The following is a 17,017-nucleotide window of genomic DNA, read 5'->3' on the forward strand; positions in this document are numbered from 1 at the left end:
ATTATATAAAGCCAATACATCTAGCTACTAAGGAAAGAAGCATTAATAATCAGCACTTCAATTCACAAGATATCTACCGTAAGGCGAGACTAGTCTTTGCTAGAAGTTGTTGCTAGTTTGGTAGAGTACAAGACAGAGGAACAGAAGCGCAAGTTCTACAAGTCGGGTGCATGGGATAAGCTAAGGCTCCAAGCTTTGAGAAGAGATAACCATGAATGCCAACAGTGTAATCGTGAAGGCAGGGTCCATGTGGATTCAGTTAAAGTGAAGGGTGAACGGAAAAGCGTCGAGTTGAATGTGCATCATAAGTATGAGATAGAACAATATCCTCAATTAGCTTTGGCATTGGATAACCTCGAAACCTTATGCCTAAAATGCCACAACAAGATACATGATCGAGTATTTGGAGACCAGAAAAAGAAAAGATGGGATGATGAGATGTGGTAACACCCCCCGCCTTGCAAAGAGGCTATTTATATTTTACCCGGGGAGCGGTGGTTGTAATAAGTCATATACTCTTTTATTTCTCTTTTTAACGCCTCTAAAGTCTGGCATGGCTTTATATAAGCCTCGTCCTTAAAATGACCAAAGAATGACTCTTGTGGGGCATTGTCCCAACAATTACCCCTTCTGGACACTACTTGTGGACGGTATCACTGGACCTAAAACTAAGTCAGCCCTTACCAAAGCATTACAAATAGAACTTAACAAGCAGTTCAATAAAAAACTTGTTGTAGATGGCAAATGGGGACCTAAGACGAAGGCGGCTATTGTCACTGTTGCAAAAGGTGCAAAAGGCAATCTTACATGGATTCTGCAGGCTGCACTATACACAGAAGGGTATTATCCTGGATCACTGGATTCCAACTTTGGAAAAGCTACTGAAATCGCATTAGAAAAGTTCCAGGAAGCTAAAAAGATTACTACAGATAAGAAGGTAGGTAAAGCTACTTTCATTAAATTGTTTGCTATATAACATAGAAGATAGCTATAAAGTATATTATTTTATTTCCTCCAGTATACTCTTCCACTGCTAAAAGCCCTTCTCAATTTGAGGGGGCTTTTAGGTTTATTAATTATTGCTCGTTTAAGAAGTCAACTAGAACTTCATAATAGACTTTTATTTCAGTTTCACTAGGAGTATTAACAAGATTTTTGACTTTATTAATTAGGGATTCATCAGATAAATATTCACTTGTGATTAAACCCACTAGATTCTCGGCAGCTGCCATTTTAACAGCTTTTTCTGAGGTGTTTTCCAGTAAACTAATCAAAGTTGAAATCAATTCATCCATATCTTCGTAACTAGAAGTCCAATTAAATATACCTTCGACGATATCCTCTATATTATTACTTTTCATTAACTTTTTAGCACGCTCGGTAGACATCTCATATTCAAATTCACTTACATCAAAATCATCTTCTATGTGTTCGTAGAGGTTATTAATCATTTCTTTAAAAGACTTAAAGATTACAGTTGTTTTATTCTCTTCAATGTCTATAAAAGTGATTTCTGGTTCAATTTTATTTTTTCTATAATCCATAACTATCCACGTATGTCCATCGCCAGAGATGGTTATAAAATTTTCTTCTTTTATACCCCATTCGTTTAATAAAAGTTTAGACTCAAAAATCCCTTCATTCTTTTTAATTCCAAATAATACATTAATGGGAACATGATCATCAGCCCAAGAGTTCTTAAAATTAACTGGTAGTGATTGATATTTGAGGTAACCTCCATTCTTTTCCTTTAACAAATCTATATATTCCTTAGGAATTTTTATATTTAATTCTTTTTCGGCTAGCGTTATATCTTCAACGGTTAATTTATCTAATTGATATTCGTCATCTTCGTAGTCTTCCCAAATATTTTTCATAAGTACACTCTCCTAAATAATTGCTAAGTTATAAAAATTTGTTAAAAAATCCTATACTAGATAATTCGTCTACCAAGTAACTTTAGTATAAATACCGTTTAATAACAACTTGATAAATTATAAAAAAAGAAAAAATAGGTATTTTTAACTATATACCATTATAACTATAAATATTAATATTAGTATTTTCCTAGTAATGGAATTAATTTAATGGGGAGGGGATGCTAGGGTTAAAAGTAACAATTTGTAAATTAATTTAAATAATGAAATTAAAGAGGAGTTTATGCATGTTTAAAAAAATTAGTATCGTATTAATTACACTCATTATTTTATTAAATGTTCTATCGCCATTAAATATTGGTAACAAAGAAGCTTATGCTACGGAACCTACTATCGCAACCGTTCCAAATGGACCAGAAGGTAAATTTTTTACATACGGTGACGGTAAAGGGTATGTTGATTTAACGTGGGATTCCGTCCCACATGCAACTGGTTATAAAGTATGGGTTTGGAACGGAGTTACTTATGAATCCTTTGATGTTGGAAATAAGACTAATTGGTCAACAAAGGGAAAGGCTATCTGGCCAACTGAAACAGAAATCTCACAAGGAAAGTTTAACCTTCATAGAGATTCTTCTAAGCCAGGCAGTGAATTAGTTCTTAATCCATCTTATGTATATGCAAATGCTGGTACTGCATATAGAACTAATAAAAATTATTATTTTAGAATTAGTGCCTATAATTCTGAAGGAGAAAGTGCTTACTCAACAAAATTTTATAAGCAAACCATGCCTAATATGATTTTGCCAACTACTCCCGAAGCCGATCCTAATACTTCAGAAGATACAGAAAGACCTACAGGATATGTAGATTTACAATGGGAACCTGTCGAAAATGCAACTGGTTATAAAGTGTGGATCTTTAACGGAAAATCGTACCAAAGTATTGATGTAGGGGATACTACACAATGGAGTACATTTGCACAAGGATTATGGCCAACACAAGAAGAAATATCAAATGGTAGATATAGATTACATACAGATGGTGAGGGAGAAGACCTAGCTATAGATCCTAGCCCAGTATATGTTAATTCAAAAGGAGATTATGGTGCCGATAGTAAAAACTATAAGCTTAGAATTACTGCTTATAATAATTTAGGCGAAACGGTTTATTCAGGATTTACAAAACCTACTATTGAACCAGATGAAGTTATACCTGAAGATGAAATAGAGAGTGTAGAAAAAGTTTTATTTGAGGATTATTCTTATTTTGATGACACTACAAACAACGTTACCAGAAAAGATTTTAAAACTGATGAGGAATATCAAGAATGGTTAAGCCAGAATTCATTTTATACTACTAAGCGTGGTTGGCTTAAACCTGCTTTTGATGCAGTAGTTAAGATAGTTAAAACTAAAAAAGGAACCAAGAGAGTAGTTAAACAGACTTTAAGAAAATCATATAAAAATATTGACGTTAAAAATGGTAAACTAGCTAATAGCGTACATCCTGTTACTGGAGTGAAATTTAATGGAATGGGTTTTCCAATTTTTAAGTATAAATCACAAATAAAATTGCCTTATGATATGATAAAATCATCTAATGATAGGCAATTTAGATATTGTAATCAGCAACTAGCGATAAAAATAGAAAAAGATTTTAAGTTAAAGAGTCAATTTACAACTGGACAAATTGCTTCTATACGAAAGGGAAATAATCCCGTTGGATATACATGGCATCACCACGAAAAACGAGGAAACATGCAATTGGTTGATTATACAATTCATAAAAAAACTGGTCATACTGGTGGTAAATCGATATGGGGTAAATTGTAGAACCATACAATTGAATAAGAATAATAAAGAAGAAATTTATTATATAAATAAAATTAGCCCTTCTCTTAGTGAGAGGGGTATATTTTATTTGCATTAGTTGCTTAATATTCATTCACTACTCTTACTCGTTTTAGTAGGGGCTTTATCGTTTTAAAAAGGCAAATCATCCTGAACTATAAGCCTAACCTTCTTTACTAACTCTGTAATGTCTTTTTCTTCATTATGAGTCACCTGATTTATTCGAAAATCATCACTCGCGGCGAAATCAATTTTAATTTGATGGATCCATTCATATGCGGCAATGGCTGCTGTTCAATCTGGGTCTTTTTTGAAGTCAGGTGCTAAGACAGGGAAGCCACCGCTTTGTAAAAAGTTAATCCCTTTGGAATGTAAGTAAATTTTTATATGTATGTCCATTCATTTTGCTCTTTTCGTTTTTATTTATATATATAGTGTATATCAAGTTGCTCAAAATAAGTGCGTTTGTTTTGCCCACCAACTTGCCCACCAATTCATGATATTTTACTGTTGTTCATGCCGACTCTTTTTTTGAGAATGCTTTTAAACAGGCATTTGTGATGTTTTATGATACCTGATTATTCTATAAGATATGTTCCGCACACAAGTTCACCCATGGGAACGCGAACAATATATGTCCATGTATTAGAACTTTATCAGGCATTGATAATAGAAGGGAATGCTACCAGTGTCTTGAGAAAAAAAGATACAACGGTTCTTCACATCTAGAATAGGCCAAATGAAAATGAAATAGAAACTAAGCAATTTAGAACTCATATTATAATAGTAGAAACTCGGTGGAATATAGAAAAGAAAATATTAGTATTGAATAATTGTATCCAAGTGTGTACTGTTTTTTTATGCCGATAAATCACATTGGATGACCACCAAAATATGATTGACCACCAAAATGACCACAAATTTTCTATTAGGAAATGAAATATCCTGAATTCGAGGGATGGATAAATTCAAATAAATCAACAAACGCAACATGTGAGATGTTACGAGGTTAAATGAATTCAGCTTTTTAAAAGGATCATGTAATAAATAACACTGGAGAACCCTTATTTACAAGGACTCTCCAGTGTTATTTTTATGAAATGACCACTAAGTGACTACATTTATTGCTAAGGGCTCTTTTTACTTAGAGCTTATGAAAAGTTCTCTGCTGATGATTCCTGTATGTTCTGAGTACAGAAGTTTTGAAGAAGACTTCTAAATAAGGTGTGATGGTTTTTAGCTGTTGCACCTTTTCCCTTTTTACCTGAATGGTTATTATTCGTGGTTGCTTGGAGTATGGCCGAGCGACCTTTCTTGTTCACTGTAAACCAGACAAAATGTGATGATTACTGTTCTTTTGAATATTATTTTAACTTTGTTTACTGCTGTTTATAAAAACTACTGCGGCACATTCATAACTACATGATCGTTTACAAGTGGCACGGTTAGTAGTGTAGCTGTAGTGTATGGTTTAGAGTGAATCTCAACAAGGAAGCGACGAAAGTTGATTGCCAACATTCCATAGCTTGATGAAACCAACCGACGAATACTTGTTAAAATAGTTCTGGATTTTGTTCAATTACAGGCAATGTACGTGGAAAAAGCAATGCGTTCTCAAAAGACGGTTTTGGAAACTGTTATGTTTTGGATTTAACGTATTTGTTGTGCTTAAAAATATGGGAATACGGAAGGCACGATTAATGAATTCCTGGTATCCCGATGATGGATACACTTCTTCCTTTAAAGGTTCATTTTTAGAATTGCTTGAGGAATCTGTATCTTTATATTTATCTTTATAACTACCGTTAATTTTTATGGTGGTGATGTTTTTTAGGAATTGATATTTGTAATACTCTTAAAGAACATAAAGGATTTGTTACTGTGACGAAACGGGCAATAGCGGCAAGTTCTGCATCCGCATGATTCGTTTCCTTTAAATGGATATTTTATCTAAAAAAAGAACCATCACCATTTAATTAGATGGAATGGAGGTGATTCTTTTCAGCGATATCTTACATTTTGTTTTATGCTAGCTTTTCAATCACAATAGATGCACTTACAACCAAAGGACCCGAACCGGAAACCATATTTTTCAAAACAGTCCCACCATCAATGTTGCGTAAGGTAATAATATCCCCTGCGGCTAATATTGTGATAATTTGGCCACCATAAGTTTCGTTACCAGAGCCTGATCCAATTAGAACCTGGTATTTGGGTCGCACCATTGAATAAAGCGAATGCAGAAGTCCCCATTTGAGGGAATACTTCATAGGTAATGCCCAATTTAATATTCTTTAGAACAAAAATAAAGTGGTGTTTCTATATGTCTTGTCTTGTTATGCCAGTGGATTCGTCGGTGTTACGGATATGGCGCCTTCTGTTATGCCGACCTGTATTCGTCGGTTTTTTTTAATTTGATTCCTATTTCAAGGGAACCGCTCCATGATTATACTTAACTCGGTTACATTTTTTCCCTATGAGGTACCAGAGTAATACGGAATGATCTCTTGATTCTACAGATCAGGGGTTTAGCCTATGAATCCAAAAAAACCATTAACAGTGGACCTTTTTCTGTTGGTATTCGTTGAAAAAAGCAGAAAAATCTTGGGGGCCACTGGAAGATCTAAGTACCGTTGCAGCCAATTATTGGAGCCGTAATGTTCGATTCCTCTATGACGATTCAACAGGTAGAAAAACGATTACCGCTTTTGATGATTTAGCTCCGCAGCTGCAAACCATTCATTTATCTGAGTTGAAGGGAGTGGTGAACCTGTAAGTGCAGAGGAGCAAGCAGGAATGTGCTATGTGCTATGTCACTTATACTGATAACGAAAATTATAAAGTGGCCTACGTGTTTGAATGCGCCTGGATTAACCCTGATCCAAGATTGTATATGTAACAGTTGAATTTGTTGATGAATAATTTGGAAAATGAGTAAAATAGCTGGATGTTCTGTTCTTATTCAACTAAAGAGTGCGTTAGTTTCATAGTATGCACTAAAGTATCTATACTTTTTAGCAATTGAATAAAAGTTATCACCCTTAACAATTGCGCAAGTAATTTATGAACTAACGTCCATTTATGAGGTTGTGGCCTTAATTACAGTCGCTGGTATTCCACGTAGCACGTACTATTATTGGGAAAAACGCTTGAATCGAGAAGATAAGTATTCAAAGGTAAAAGCCGCTATTCAGTCTATCTATCATGAACATAAAGGACGTTACGGGTATCGTCGTATTACAAAAGAGATAAAAAAATATGGTTTTTCTCACAATCCAAAGACCATCAACCGCCTCATGAACGAAATGGGCGTTTATTGGGTCAGATCAATTTTAATACAGAGCATGCGATTTTTTTGAATGTATTCAAGAAGGTTTGAAGCGTATATAAAAACTAGTGATAAAATTATAGAGAGGAATCAATTTGAGATTCTCATATATTATAGAAGAAACTAGGCGGAGTATGATAAATCCTAGTTTTAATTAATTGTATCCAAGTGTGTCCGATGAATGATGATGGTTGAATCGGTGCAATTGCATTTTTCCATTGGTTTTCATCCATGCAGTAGGTATGCGCCATAATATCCGAAGGTGTCAATTTCAAAATATCCGAACCCAGGATCACCTCAGGTGTTGGTGCATTAAAAATGGCAAGCAGATGAGTGTTATCAGTATTGGCTATTTCATAATGCCACCAACCTTGTGGAACGTTGGCTACTTGACCAGGTGTTATAGGGTAATTCTGTATTTGTTTTGTAAATGGATTCAGTAATGAAACGGTTGCAGCTCCAGAAATGCAGTACACTAGCTCTGCAGCATTTTGGTGATAATGCGGTTCTATGACATTGCCGTTACTAAGGTAAATATCTAATAATGAAACATTTTCGAGTGTGTTCAATTGTTTGATACCTAATACATTTATATAGTTTTGATTGTTTTTTTTAACGAAGGTGCTATTGTTAACATCGAAAAAGTATTGTGTTGATGGTGAAGTATAGTCCATATAGGAGACCATGAATATATCATTCCTTTTCTGAAGACTCGGTTTTTCCAAGATATGTTAGTTTTTGTTTTAATGTGCAATCACCCAGTGGGTAATTTGCTTATTGTTCCTAATGATTGTATATGAATGCTACATATCCGTTAAAGGACACAGGGAAATTTAATAGCTGGTTGGAAAGCAATTGAATCAAACCGGATGGTAATTAGAAAAATATTATTTTTATATACTTTAAAACCGAAACTACTAATCTGAATTTTGGGTATAATCAAACTTTTAATTTACGAAATTTTCCCATTGCATGACTTTAAATTACAGTGATATAATGTTCTCTGTGATTTTAAAGTTTAACATAGGAAGTGGCTAAATTGTCGAACAATTCGAAAGAAAGTAAATTCGTCCCGTACGTCTCTGCATCAAAATCTCTACCGGAATTAACTGCAACTGCAGTCATTCTAGGGATCATTCTTGCAATCGTATTCGGTGCGGCAAATGCATACTTAGGCCTACTTATTGGTTTAACTGTCTCTGCTTCAATACCCGCAGCTGTAATTTCAATGGCTATCTTAAGAGGGGTTTTTCGCAGGGATTCAATATTAGAAAACAATATTGTGCAAACGATGACCACGGCAGGTGAGGCAATTGGTGCCGGTGCTGTATTTACCATTCCAGCATTATTCATGTGGGACATGGACGTGAGTCAAGCATTCATCATTTTCGTTGTATTAACTGGGGGATTTTTAGGGGTCTTCATGATGGTTCCCCTTCGCCAGCTTTTGATTGTAAGGGAACATGAAACATTACCATATCCTGAAGGTACGGCATGTGCCGAGGTTCTGAAGTCAGGAGAAGAAGGTGGTACAAGTGCCAAACTAATCGGAGCCGGCTTGGTTATCGGCGGTATGGTTAAAGGGATTGGTGATGGTTTTAAGCTATTTAAAACAGAGGTTGAAACAGGAATCACAAATTTTAAAAATGCGGTGGTTGGTCTTGATGCCTTTCCTTCCCTTTTGGGTGTAGGTTATATCATTGGACCGCGTGTTGCAGGACAAATGCTAGGTGGAGGGTTATTAGCATGGGTCGTGCTCATACCGGCAATCAGCTTCTTTGGCAGCAGCAATGGAACAGCCATTTTCCCTTCTGATGTACCGATCGGTGAATTGGATGCATGGGGAATTTGGGATAATTATATACGTTATATTGGAGCTGGTGCTGTTGCAACTGGCGGATTGATCACATTGATCAAAACATTACCTATACTTTTCAGTTCAGTTCTTGATACCCTTAAAGGCGTAAAAGCCAATAAAGGGCAACTTAAATCAGGTTCGATCCGTACTGAAAAAGACATCCCGGCTAAGTACGTTTGGTTGGGAACGATCATCGTTATTTTAATCATTGCTTTCGCACCTATAACAGATGTAGGAATCATCGGTGCGATTGCAATTGCGCTTTTTGGATTTTTATTCGTGACGGTGGCTTCAAGGGTTGTTGGGATCGTCGGAAGTTCTTCTTCCCCTGTTTCCGGGATGACCATAGCCACGCTATTGATTGTAGCGATTGTCTATAAAGCTACTGGTTTTACTGGTACGAATGGAATGGTAGCGGCTTTAACCGTTGCTGCGATCATTTGTACTGCTCTTGCGGTTTCAGGTGATGTTTCTCAAGATCTAAAAACAGGATATATTGTGGGCGGAACACCATGGAAACAACAAGTTGCCATGATGATCGGTGTCGTTGCGTCTGCTTCTGTCATTGGTTTTATCCTGGTTCTAATGAACAACGCTTATACGATGGGATCTGCAGAACTACCTGCACCTAAAGCGGCACTTATGAAAATACTTGCTGAAGGTGTTCTTGGGGGAGACTTACCGTGGACCCTTATCTTTATCGGTGCGGCTATTTCCATCACATTAGAGTTTTTCGGTCTGAATTCACTTGTTGTTGCAGTCGGCATTTACTTGCCGGTTCATACTAGTACCCCAATCATGATCGGTGGATTTATTCGTTTCTTCGTTGAGTTCTTCTCGAAAACGAAAGAAGCGCTTAAAGCACGTGTTGATAGAGGAGTATTATTTGCATCTGGTTTAATAGCAGGTGAATCATTGATTGGTGTACTTATTGCCATTTTGATTGCAGCAGGTGTCCAAGTCCCGGCCGCGGCTAAATTAGCCAGCAATTTGATACCATTCTTACTATTCCTTGCTCTGGCTGGATTGCTATGGTTCGTATCCAGCAAAGGGAAAAAAGAAGATGTTTCGTAAACGCCAATCAAAAAAGAGGAACCTGTTAACTATGGTTCCCCTTTTGGAAAAACGCGTCACAATGGAACAAGAATCTTTGGAAGCAACTTTTTTAGTCATTCAACGGACCAATTTTGTGGAACGAATTACGATTCGTTTCCTTAAACAACCATCAGTCCGTAAAATCAAGCTTGATAAGTTTGGGGCATTTGCCATTAAACAAATGGAGTTCCAAAGCAATGTCATACAGATTTCTGAAGCGATGAGTGAACATTTTGGTGAGGAAGCAGAACCAGCCTTACCGCGTTTGATCAAATTTTTGGAAATCCTTGAGGTCCATGATTGGATCATATGGGATGATGAAGAAGAAAAATGAAAAAAAGTTGGAGCTCTTTTTGATGCTTCAGCTTTTTTTTGTTTTTGATTTGGTGAAAATTTTTTTATTAGGTTTATGACATTGTAATAATCTACATTTTACAGAAATGGACCATAAGTGTAATACCTTTATATGTGCTGTATTCTTGTACTGTTAGTCATGATTAATAAGGCAGATATATTTGTAGAGCAGGAGGGTTACTATGGGAAGAGTACCCAGGTAAAGTAGCCTTAGTGACAGTGGAGCTTCAGGTAAAGTCGTGATTGCTGATTTTAACAAAGCAGGAGCAAAAGAAGCGGCGGAAAACATTAAAAAACAAGGTGGGGGAAGCGGCTGGAGTAATCTTGGATGCTGGACAAGCAGTTTCTATCTAGGCAGCAGTCGACTTTACAATTGAACAATATGGAACGGTTACGGTACTTGTTAATAATGTGGGTTTGACAACCTACATAAAGATCTGGATGTTGTGAATTTAGATTTGGAAGAATGGGACCGACTTATGGATGTGAATTTAAAAAGTGTTCTATTGGGGAGTAGGTTTGCGATTCCTCACATGCTTAAAGCAGGAGGAGGTTCGATTATCAATACGGCCTTCATGGCTGGATTTACAGGTGACTACGTACGATCTGCATATGGTGTGTCCAAAGCGGGGAATTTGACCCGTTATATCGCTCACAGTATGGTAAAGATCATATTCGTTGTAATGGATTGGCACCAGGCCTTATTTTAACTCCTGCAGCGAAAAAGAATATGCCTCAGGCCGTACTCGATATTTTTGCCACATTTAATGCAATGCCATATCATGGTGAAGCGGATGATATCGGATATACCGTTCTATTCCTTGCATCTGATGGGTCCAAATTCATTACAGGTCAGACGATCCAGGTGGAAGGCGGTCATTATATGGCCAACCCAAGCATATCTGATTTTAATGATTGTAACTAAAGCAAAATCCAATTAATTGTCTGGACATTCATATAACAAAACTTTACCCTTGATAAGATCAACCTTATTCGGGGTTTTTAGTTAGGGATCCCTTTTTGAAATAATCATGAAGCAGGTGCATATAACAATGAAAGAAACAAGTTATGATGAGATGCTAAACATCAAGACGGAAGGTGAACAAAAAATTTTCAATGATTCTTTGCATTACCATCGATACGAACCTACGCCATATAGTGCATTAGAACATTTATTCAAAAAATATCCACTAAAAAGAAATGATCACATTGTGGATTTTGGATGTGGTAAAGGACGATTGAATTTTTTTATCCATCACTTATATCAATCATCTGTGGTTGGCGTGGAGATGAATGAAAACTTCTATAAAGAAGCGATCGGGAATCTGAATAACTATAGTAAGAAAAGGAAAAACAACAATGGCAATATAGAATTCCACTGTTGTTTAGCGGAAGACTATGATATTGAATCGAAAGACAATCGGTTTTATTTCTTTAATCCGTTCTCAGTACAGATCTTTATGAAAATCATCAATAATATATTGCTTTCCTTTGAAAAAGAACCGCGACAAATCGAACTGATTTTATTTTATGGGTCACAGGATTATATTTTTTTCCTCGAAAATCAAACCGCCTTCGAGCTGAAGGACGAAGTGAAATTACCAGGCTTGACTGAATCTAATCCTTATGAGAAATTCGTCATATACCAATTGTTAATTTAAACGTAAAAGCACCCAAGCCTATTACATTGATGCTTGGGTGCAAATGAGTAAAAACGAGCCAATGGATGCTTAATTTACAGCATATTGTAAAGTCTTTTGAGGCCGTGGCTCATATTGTTTTTCTATATAAATTTGATGCCAAATCATAAAAGTCAAAATGGTCCAGAGCTTCCGGCTGTTGTCCATTTTATTATTTACATGGTTTTCAAGTAATTTCATAATTTGCGTTTTGTTAAAAAGATAGTCAGTTGGGCTCTCCTGGATTAACCTTACTGCCCAATCATATAATTCATCCTTTAACCAATGGCGGATAGGGACTGGAAAACCTAGCTTCTTCCTGCTCCATACATGTTCTGGCACAATCCCGCGGGCAGCTTGTCGAAGCATGTATTTGGTCGTTCCATTTCTTACTTTTTGATCCATACTAAGTTTTGAAGCTGTATTGAATACACATTTATCCAAAAATGGAACTCTCACCTCTAAAGAATTCGCCATGGACATTTTATCTGCCTTCAATAAAATATCACCTTTCAGCCATGTTTGAATATCAATGTTTTGCATTTGGGTAATAGGATCATAACCTAAAGAACTTGAATAGATTGGACTTGTCACTTTTTCATTTTCTAAACCATTGAGATAATTCACTAGTAAAAGTTTTTTCTCTTTCTCGTCGAATATGTTTGCGTTTCCGATATATCGATCTTCTAAAGGTGTTACTCCACGCTCTATAAAACTCTTTCCTTTAACCCCTTCTGGCAAAATTGAGGAAAGTGTCCTCAACACGTTGTTCAACGGTGCAGGTATATGGGAAAACATACGCAGGGAATGGGGCTCCCGGTATATATTATATCCGCCGAATAATTCATCTGCACCTTCACCGGACAAGGCGACTTTAACGTGCTTTTTAGCTTCCCGTGCGACAAAATATAGCGGAACGGCAGCGGGGTCTGCTAAAGGGTCATCCATATGCCAGATAATCTTTGGAAGTTCTGCCAAAAATTCTTCAGGACTTATAATATAACTTATATTTTCTACATTCAAAGCGGCTGCTGTCTCCTGTGCAACATTTATTTCACTGTATCCATCTCTTTCGAATCCTACAGAAAAGGTTTTGATCTTAGGATTAATCTGTTTTGCGATGGAGCAGATAAATGATGAATCAATCCCACCTGATAGAAAAGATCCAACCGGAACATCACTTCTCATATGTACGTTCACCGAGTCAATTAAAGTTTCTTGTATTTCTTTTATGACTTTTGAATCTTCTATATTGGAAGGGCGAAAAATAGGTTTCCAGAACTCTTTTATATCCATTTTCTTTCCGGGCTCTTTAGTGAAATAATGCCCAGGTGATAACTTTTTAATGTTATTGGATAAGGTGGATGGTTCGGGAACATATTGAAAGCTGAGAAAATGCTGTAATGAATTCACGTCCAACTCTTCATTCATTGCTGTCAAGATACTCTTTTTTTCTGATGCAAAATATGTGACATTATCTTGTTCACAATAGAAAAAAGGCTTGATTCCAAAGTGATCCCTTGCCCCAAATAGCTTTTGCTCGATTTTATCCCAAATGACAAAAGCGAACATGCCGCGCAGTTTCTGGACGGTTTGCTCTTTTTGGCTACTATAGAGAGCCAATATTACTTCCGTATCAGAATCCGTCGTGAACTCATATCCTTTATCAATGAGTTCTTTCCTTAGTTCAATATAATTATAGATTTCGCCATTAAAAATGATCCAATATCTTTCATTTTCATATGAAAGAGGTTGGTTACCGTTATCTATATCGATTATGCTCAATCTCCTAAATCCAAAATTTACAAAATCATCAAAAAAATAACCTTCATCATCCGGACCCCTATGGGTAATGATCGTGTTCATCTTCTTGATCGTTTCTTTCATATTTGAATTTATGGCTTTCGGATATTTTTGAATACATCCTACAAAACCGCACATAAAATCCACCTGCCTAATTATTTATTATTAAGAGATTTCCTAGTAACTTTTATCAAGATTACAATGAAATATATAGGTATAAAGTTGAATATTGATCTAAGTAGTAGAATATCTCTAGTCTACTAGGTTAGTTTATTATGCTATATTTGTCAATTTTACTCATACAATGAATTGATTTGTAAGTAATATGGTATAAGAATCCAAACACGCAATAAAAAGAGGCAATCGTTAATGATTGCCTCTAAATGAACGCATATTTTTAAAAAAACATAGATTCAATCCAAATCGAAATGCTGAATGGGAAGCACACAAAAAACGGGCTGCCTCAATGAAATAAGCATCCGTTTTCTTTTATTATCATTCAATAGTTCCGTTCGATGACAAAGTGTGCACGATCGCCTCTAAAGAGAGTTTTAGAGAATTCAATGACCGATCCATCAACCTCATATGTGTAAGTTTCCAATGAAAAACAAGGTGAACCGTTGGGTACATCCAATTTGTCAGAAATGGAATCGTCGGCTAGTGAAAACTCCAAGTGTTCGACCGTTTTTTTTACTTTTAAATTGAATTGTGTTTCAAGTACTGTAAAGAGTGATTTTTCACAGGCTTCGATATTAAGCCCGGGTGTTTTATACCAAGGGAGATAGGCAATTTCATATTGAAGGGGGACATCGTTTACGTAACGTATCCGTTCCAGTTTGTTTACTGGATCTCCAATATTTTGCTTGAAAAGCTTGGCAAGGTTAGCATTTGCTTCAATCACCTTTAAGCTAATGACCTTTGTAGAAGGATTTTTTCCTTGCATCGTGATTTGCTCTGAGAACTTTTCTACCGTGCTTGTAAGAAATTGCTTCACTTTATTTTCTGATACGAAAGTCCCTTTACCTTGAATGCGGTAGATGTAACCTTCGACTGTCAATTGCTGTAAGGCCGTGCGCACTGTTGTCCTGCTTACTCCGTATATTTTACAAAACTCAGCTTCAGTCGGTAATTTTGTATTTGTTTGATACTCGCCGTTTTTTATGAGATCGATAATCGATTCCTTAACGATGGAATGCAATGCCGCTTCTTTATTCATGGTCTCCACAGTGATACCCCCTATACTCATTCCAATATATACATATAGATTATATCGGATAAGTTCAATAATCAACTTTAAATCAAAAATTTGTAATAACAAATTAAAAATTGTGTTGATATTTTTTTAATTTGTAACTACAATATATATATGGAGGTAATAATACCCAGTTCAAAAATACCTTTCAAGGGGAGTGATAAAACAAAGGAACATCATCTATTATAAAATTATGGTTTAATTTTTCTTAAAAATACTGAATAATCAATCATTAAAAAGGGGGGTAATTTCAATGAATATCTTATTATGTTGTTCTGCAGGGATGTCTACCAGTTTATTAGTTACCAAGATGGAGGAAAGCGCTAAAAAACAAGGGATAGAATGTCATATATGGGCGGTGGGTTCTACAGAAGTGAACAATGAAATGGCTAAGGCTGATGTGATTTTATTAGGTCCGCAAGTTCGGTATCTTCTTTCCAAGTTACAGGAAGCGGGAAAAGAAAAGGGAATTCCGGTCGCAACCATCAATCCAATGTTCTATGGACTATGTAATGGTGAAGAAGTACTAAAACAAGCCACTACTTTAATAAAAGGAGAATAAGGATATGATGACTTTTATTGATAAGTATATTATGCCTGGGGCGGTAAAGGTAGGAAATAACCGGCATTTGCTTGCGATTCGTGACGCATTGATTGGAATGATAGCGATTACAATGATCGGGTCATTTGCCGTCCTGTTCAATAATCTTGGGCAAGTCATCAAGCCTTATGGAAGAATGATGGAGGCTATCTTCGGTCCTGCATGGAATACGCTTGGCGGTGATATTTGGTTTGGAACCTTTGCATTTATGACGGTTTTCGCTGTATTCGGCATTTCATATAAACTAGCAAGATCATATGGTGACGATGGTTTTGAAGCGATGCTGGTTTCCGCAGCCTGTTTCTTTTTATTATTACCTCAAATCGGAAATGTCACTTTAACTATCGATGATAAGGATGTTACAGGCGGGGCATGGGGTTTTGTAAGCGTAAACTATTTTAATGCTACAGCCCTATTTACAGGAATTGTCGTTGCTTTAATAGCCACTGAAATCTTTGTGAGACTTTCCCGGGTGAAATATTTAGTCATTAAGTTGCCTGATGGAGTACCTCCAGCGGTAGCCCGTTCATTTGCAAAGTTAGTGCCAGGTATGGCAACAATCTTTGCCGCTGGTGTATTCGGACTGCTGTTCCGTAAAGTTACGGAAGGGCAGGTACTGAATGACTGGCTGAGTAAAGTGATTGTATCTCCCTTACAAAGTGCAGTAGATTCATTGCCATTCGCTATTTTACTAGTATTTCTTGTTCATTTATTATGGATGATCGGTTTGCATGGACCAAATATCCTTGGCGGGATAACGACACCGCTTTTTGAAAGTTCGGGAGTGAAAAATATCGATTTATATGCAAAAGGCGTCAAAGACATGGACCAATACGGGGTATTGGCAGGTTCCTTCCTGGATGCATTTGTTTATTTAGGAGGATCTGGGGCAACATTGGGCCTCATCATCGCAATGATCATTGCCGGTCGGAAACGTTATAAACAGATGATTGCACTTGGAGGGGCACCAGGGGTGTTCCAGATTAACGAACCTATCCTATTCGGATTGCCTATCGTTCTGAATCCAATGTGGTTCATTCCATTTGTTCTCGGTCCGGTAATTACAACGGTGATCTCGTATATAGCTGTAAGCAGCGGAATGGTTTTCCCGATCGTTGCTAAGATTCCATGGGTTACCCCACCGATTGTGGGCGGGTTCCTAGCCACAGGCGGACATGTATCCGGAGCGGTCTTGGCTGCGGTTAACTTAGTCATTTCCACAGTGATTTATTTACCATTCGTTTATGCTCAAGTGAAGATAGATACCAAAAATAAAACAGAGCTTACAAAAGATTCAGAAACGCTAAGCGTTTAAGA

At 36.6% G+C, this 17,017-nt stretch carries 15 protein-coding genes and 3 pseudogenes; 12 read left to right on the forward strand and 6 right to left on the reverse strand.

Annotated elements, in window-relative coordinates; genetic code table 11:
• Window positions 1-96 precede the first annotated feature (96 nt).
• Window positions 97-447 carry an HNH endonuclease gene (locus tag ACQKKK_RS15220; RefSeq protein WP_427616982.1) on the forward strand — a complete coding sequence of 117 codons (351 nt, stop codon included), beginning with the start codon at window positions 97-99 and terminating at the stop codon, window positions 445-447.
• Window positions 448-473: 26 nt separating this feature from the next.
• Here the strand turns inward: ACQKKK_RS15220 and ACQKKK_RS15225 are convergent.
• Window positions 474-644: pseudogene (locus ACQKKK_RS15225) on the reverse strand (IS3 family transposase); the annotation flags it as partial.
• On the opposite strand from ACQKKK_RS15225, the gene ACQKKK_RS15230 reads away from it, so the two are divergent.
• On the forward strand, window positions 644-976 hold the full coding sequence (locus ACQKKK_RS15230; RefSeq protein ID WP_427616984.1) for a peptidoglycan-binding domain-containing protein: 333 nt from the start codon (window positions 644-646) through the stop codon (window positions 974-976). The pseudogene ACQKKK_RS15225 and the gene ACQKKK_RS15230 sit on opposite strands and share 1 nt — an antisense overlap.
• 100 nt (window positions 977-1,076) lie before the next feature.
• Here ACQKKK_RS15230 and ACQKKK_RS15235 read toward each other — a convergent pair whose 3' ends face one another.
• On the reverse strand, window positions 1,077-1,877 hold the full coding sequence (locus tag ACQKKK_RS15235; protein ID WP_427616986.1) for an SMI1/KNR4 family protein: 801 nt from the start codon (window positions 1,875-1,877) through the stop codon (window positions 1,077-1,079).
• Between the two features lie 287 nt (window positions 1,878-2,164).
• Between ACQKKK_RS15235 and ACQKKK_RS15240 the strand changes: the two genes are divergently transcribed.
• Window positions 2,165-3,712, forward strand: coding sequence for an HNH endonuclease (locus ACQKKK_RS15240; protein ID WP_427616988.1), 1,548 nt, complete (start codon window positions 2,165-2,167; stop codon window positions 3,710-3,712).
• Between the two features lie 2,042 nt (window positions 3,713-5,754).
• On the opposite strand, the gene ACQKKK_RS15245 is transcribed toward ACQKKK_RS15240, so the two are convergent.
• On the reverse strand, window positions 5,755-6,000 hold the full coding sequence (locus ACQKKK_RS15245) for a hypothetical protein (RefSeq protein ID WP_427616990.1): 246 nt from the start codon (window positions 5,998-6,000) through the stop codon (window positions 5,755-5,757).
• Between the two features lie 314 nt (window positions 6,001-6,314).
• Here ACQKKK_RS15245 and ACQKKK_RS15250 point away from each other — a divergent pair, with 314 nt between their 5' ends.
• Window positions 6,315-6,506, forward strand: coding sequence for a hypothetical protein (locus tag ACQKKK_RS15250; RefSeq protein WP_427616992.1), 192 nt, complete (start codon window positions 6,315-6,317; stop codon window positions 6,504-6,506).
• A 313-nt stretch (window positions 6,507-6,819) separates the two neighbouring features.
• Entirely contained in the window at window positions 6,820-7,089 is a 270-nt protein-coding gene (locus ACQKKK_RS15255; RefSeq protein WP_427616993.1) for an IS3 family transposase, read from the forward strand.
• Between the two features lie 142 nt (window positions 7,090-7,231).
• Here the strand turns inward: ACQKKK_RS15255 and ACQKKK_RS15260 are convergent.
• Window positions 7,232-7,744 (reverse strand): annotated as a pseudogene (locus tag ACQKKK_RS15260) (cupin domain-containing protein); the annotation flags it as partial.
• A gap of 353 nt (window positions 7,745-8,097) precedes the next feature.
• Here ACQKKK_RS15260 and ACQKKK_RS15265 point away from each other — a divergent pair.
• The 5 genes and pseudogenes from ACQKKK_RS15265 (at window position 8,098) to ACQKKK_RS15285 (ending at window position 12,026) form a co-directional block, all read left to right on the forward strand.
• Window positions 8,098-9,990, forward strand: coding sequence for an OPT family oligopeptide transporter (locus ACQKKK_RS15265; protein WP_427616995.1), 1,893 nt, complete (start codon window positions 8,098-8,100; stop codon window positions 9,988-9,990).
• Window positions 9,980-10,345 carry a PqqD family protein gene (locus ACQKKK_RS15270; RefSeq protein WP_427616997.1) on the forward strand — a complete coding sequence of 122 codons (366 nt, stop codon included), beginning with the start codon at window positions 9,980-9,982 and terminating at the stop codon, window positions 10,343-10,345. The genes ACQKKK_RS15265 and ACQKKK_RS15270 overlap by 11 nt, the downstream gene beginning before the upstream one ends.
• 259 nt (window positions 10,346-10,604) lie before the next feature.
• Window positions 10,605-10,742, forward strand: coding sequence for a hypothetical protein (locus ACQKKK_RS15275; protein WP_427616999.1), 138 nt, complete (start codon window positions 10,605-10,607; stop codon window positions 10,740-10,742).
• A 102-nt stretch (window positions 10,743-10,844) separates the two neighbouring features.
• Window positions 10,845-11,290, forward strand: a pseudogene (locus ACQKKK_RS15280) (SDR family NAD(P)-dependent oxidoreductase).
• Window positions 11,291-11,417: 127 nt separating this feature from the next.
• Complete coding sequence (locus ACQKKK_RS15285; protein ID WP_427617001.1) at window positions 11,418-12,026, forward strand: methyltransferase; 609 nt, start codon at window positions 11,418-11,420, stop codon at window positions 12,024-12,026.
• 69 nt (window positions 12,027-12,095) lie between these two features.
• On the opposite strand, the gene asnB is transcribed toward ACQKKK_RS15285, so the two are convergent.
• Window positions 12,096-13,985 carry an asparagine synthase (glutamine-hydrolyzing) gene (asnB, locus tag ACQKKK_RS15290; RefSeq protein ID WP_427617002.1) on the reverse strand — a complete coding sequence of 630 codons (1,890 nt, stop codon included), beginning with the start codon at window positions 13,983-13,985 and terminating at the stop codon, window positions 12,096-12,098.
• A 361-nt stretch (window positions 13,986-14,346) separates the two neighbouring features.
• Complete coding sequence (locus tag ACQKKK_RS15295) at window positions 14,347-15,063, reverse strand: GntR family transcriptional regulator (protein WP_427617068.1); 717 nt, start codon at window positions 15,061-15,063, stop codon at window positions 14,347-14,349.
• 289 nt (window positions 15,064-15,352) lie between these two features.
• Between ACQKKK_RS15295 and ACQKKK_RS15300 the strand changes: the two genes are divergently transcribed.
• Window positions 15,353-15,661, forward strand: a complete 309-nt coding sequence (locus tag ACQKKK_RS15300) for a PTS sugar transporter subunit IIB (protein ID WP_427617004.1) — start codon at window positions 15,353-15,355, stop codon at window positions 15,659-15,661.
• Window positions 15,662-15,665: 4 nt separating this feature from the next.
• Complete coding sequence (locus tag ACQKKK_RS15305) at window positions 15,666-17,015, forward strand: PTS sugar transporter subunit IIC (RefSeq protein ID WP_427617006.1); 1,350 nt, start codon at window positions 15,666-15,668, stop codon at window positions 17,013-17,015.
• Window positions 17,016-17,017: the final 2 nt, after the last annotated feature.

It is taken from the genome of Peribacillus sp. NPDC006672 (assembly GCF_050274955.1).
GTDB lineage: Bacteria > Bacillota > Bacilli > Bacillales > DSM-1321 > Peribacillus.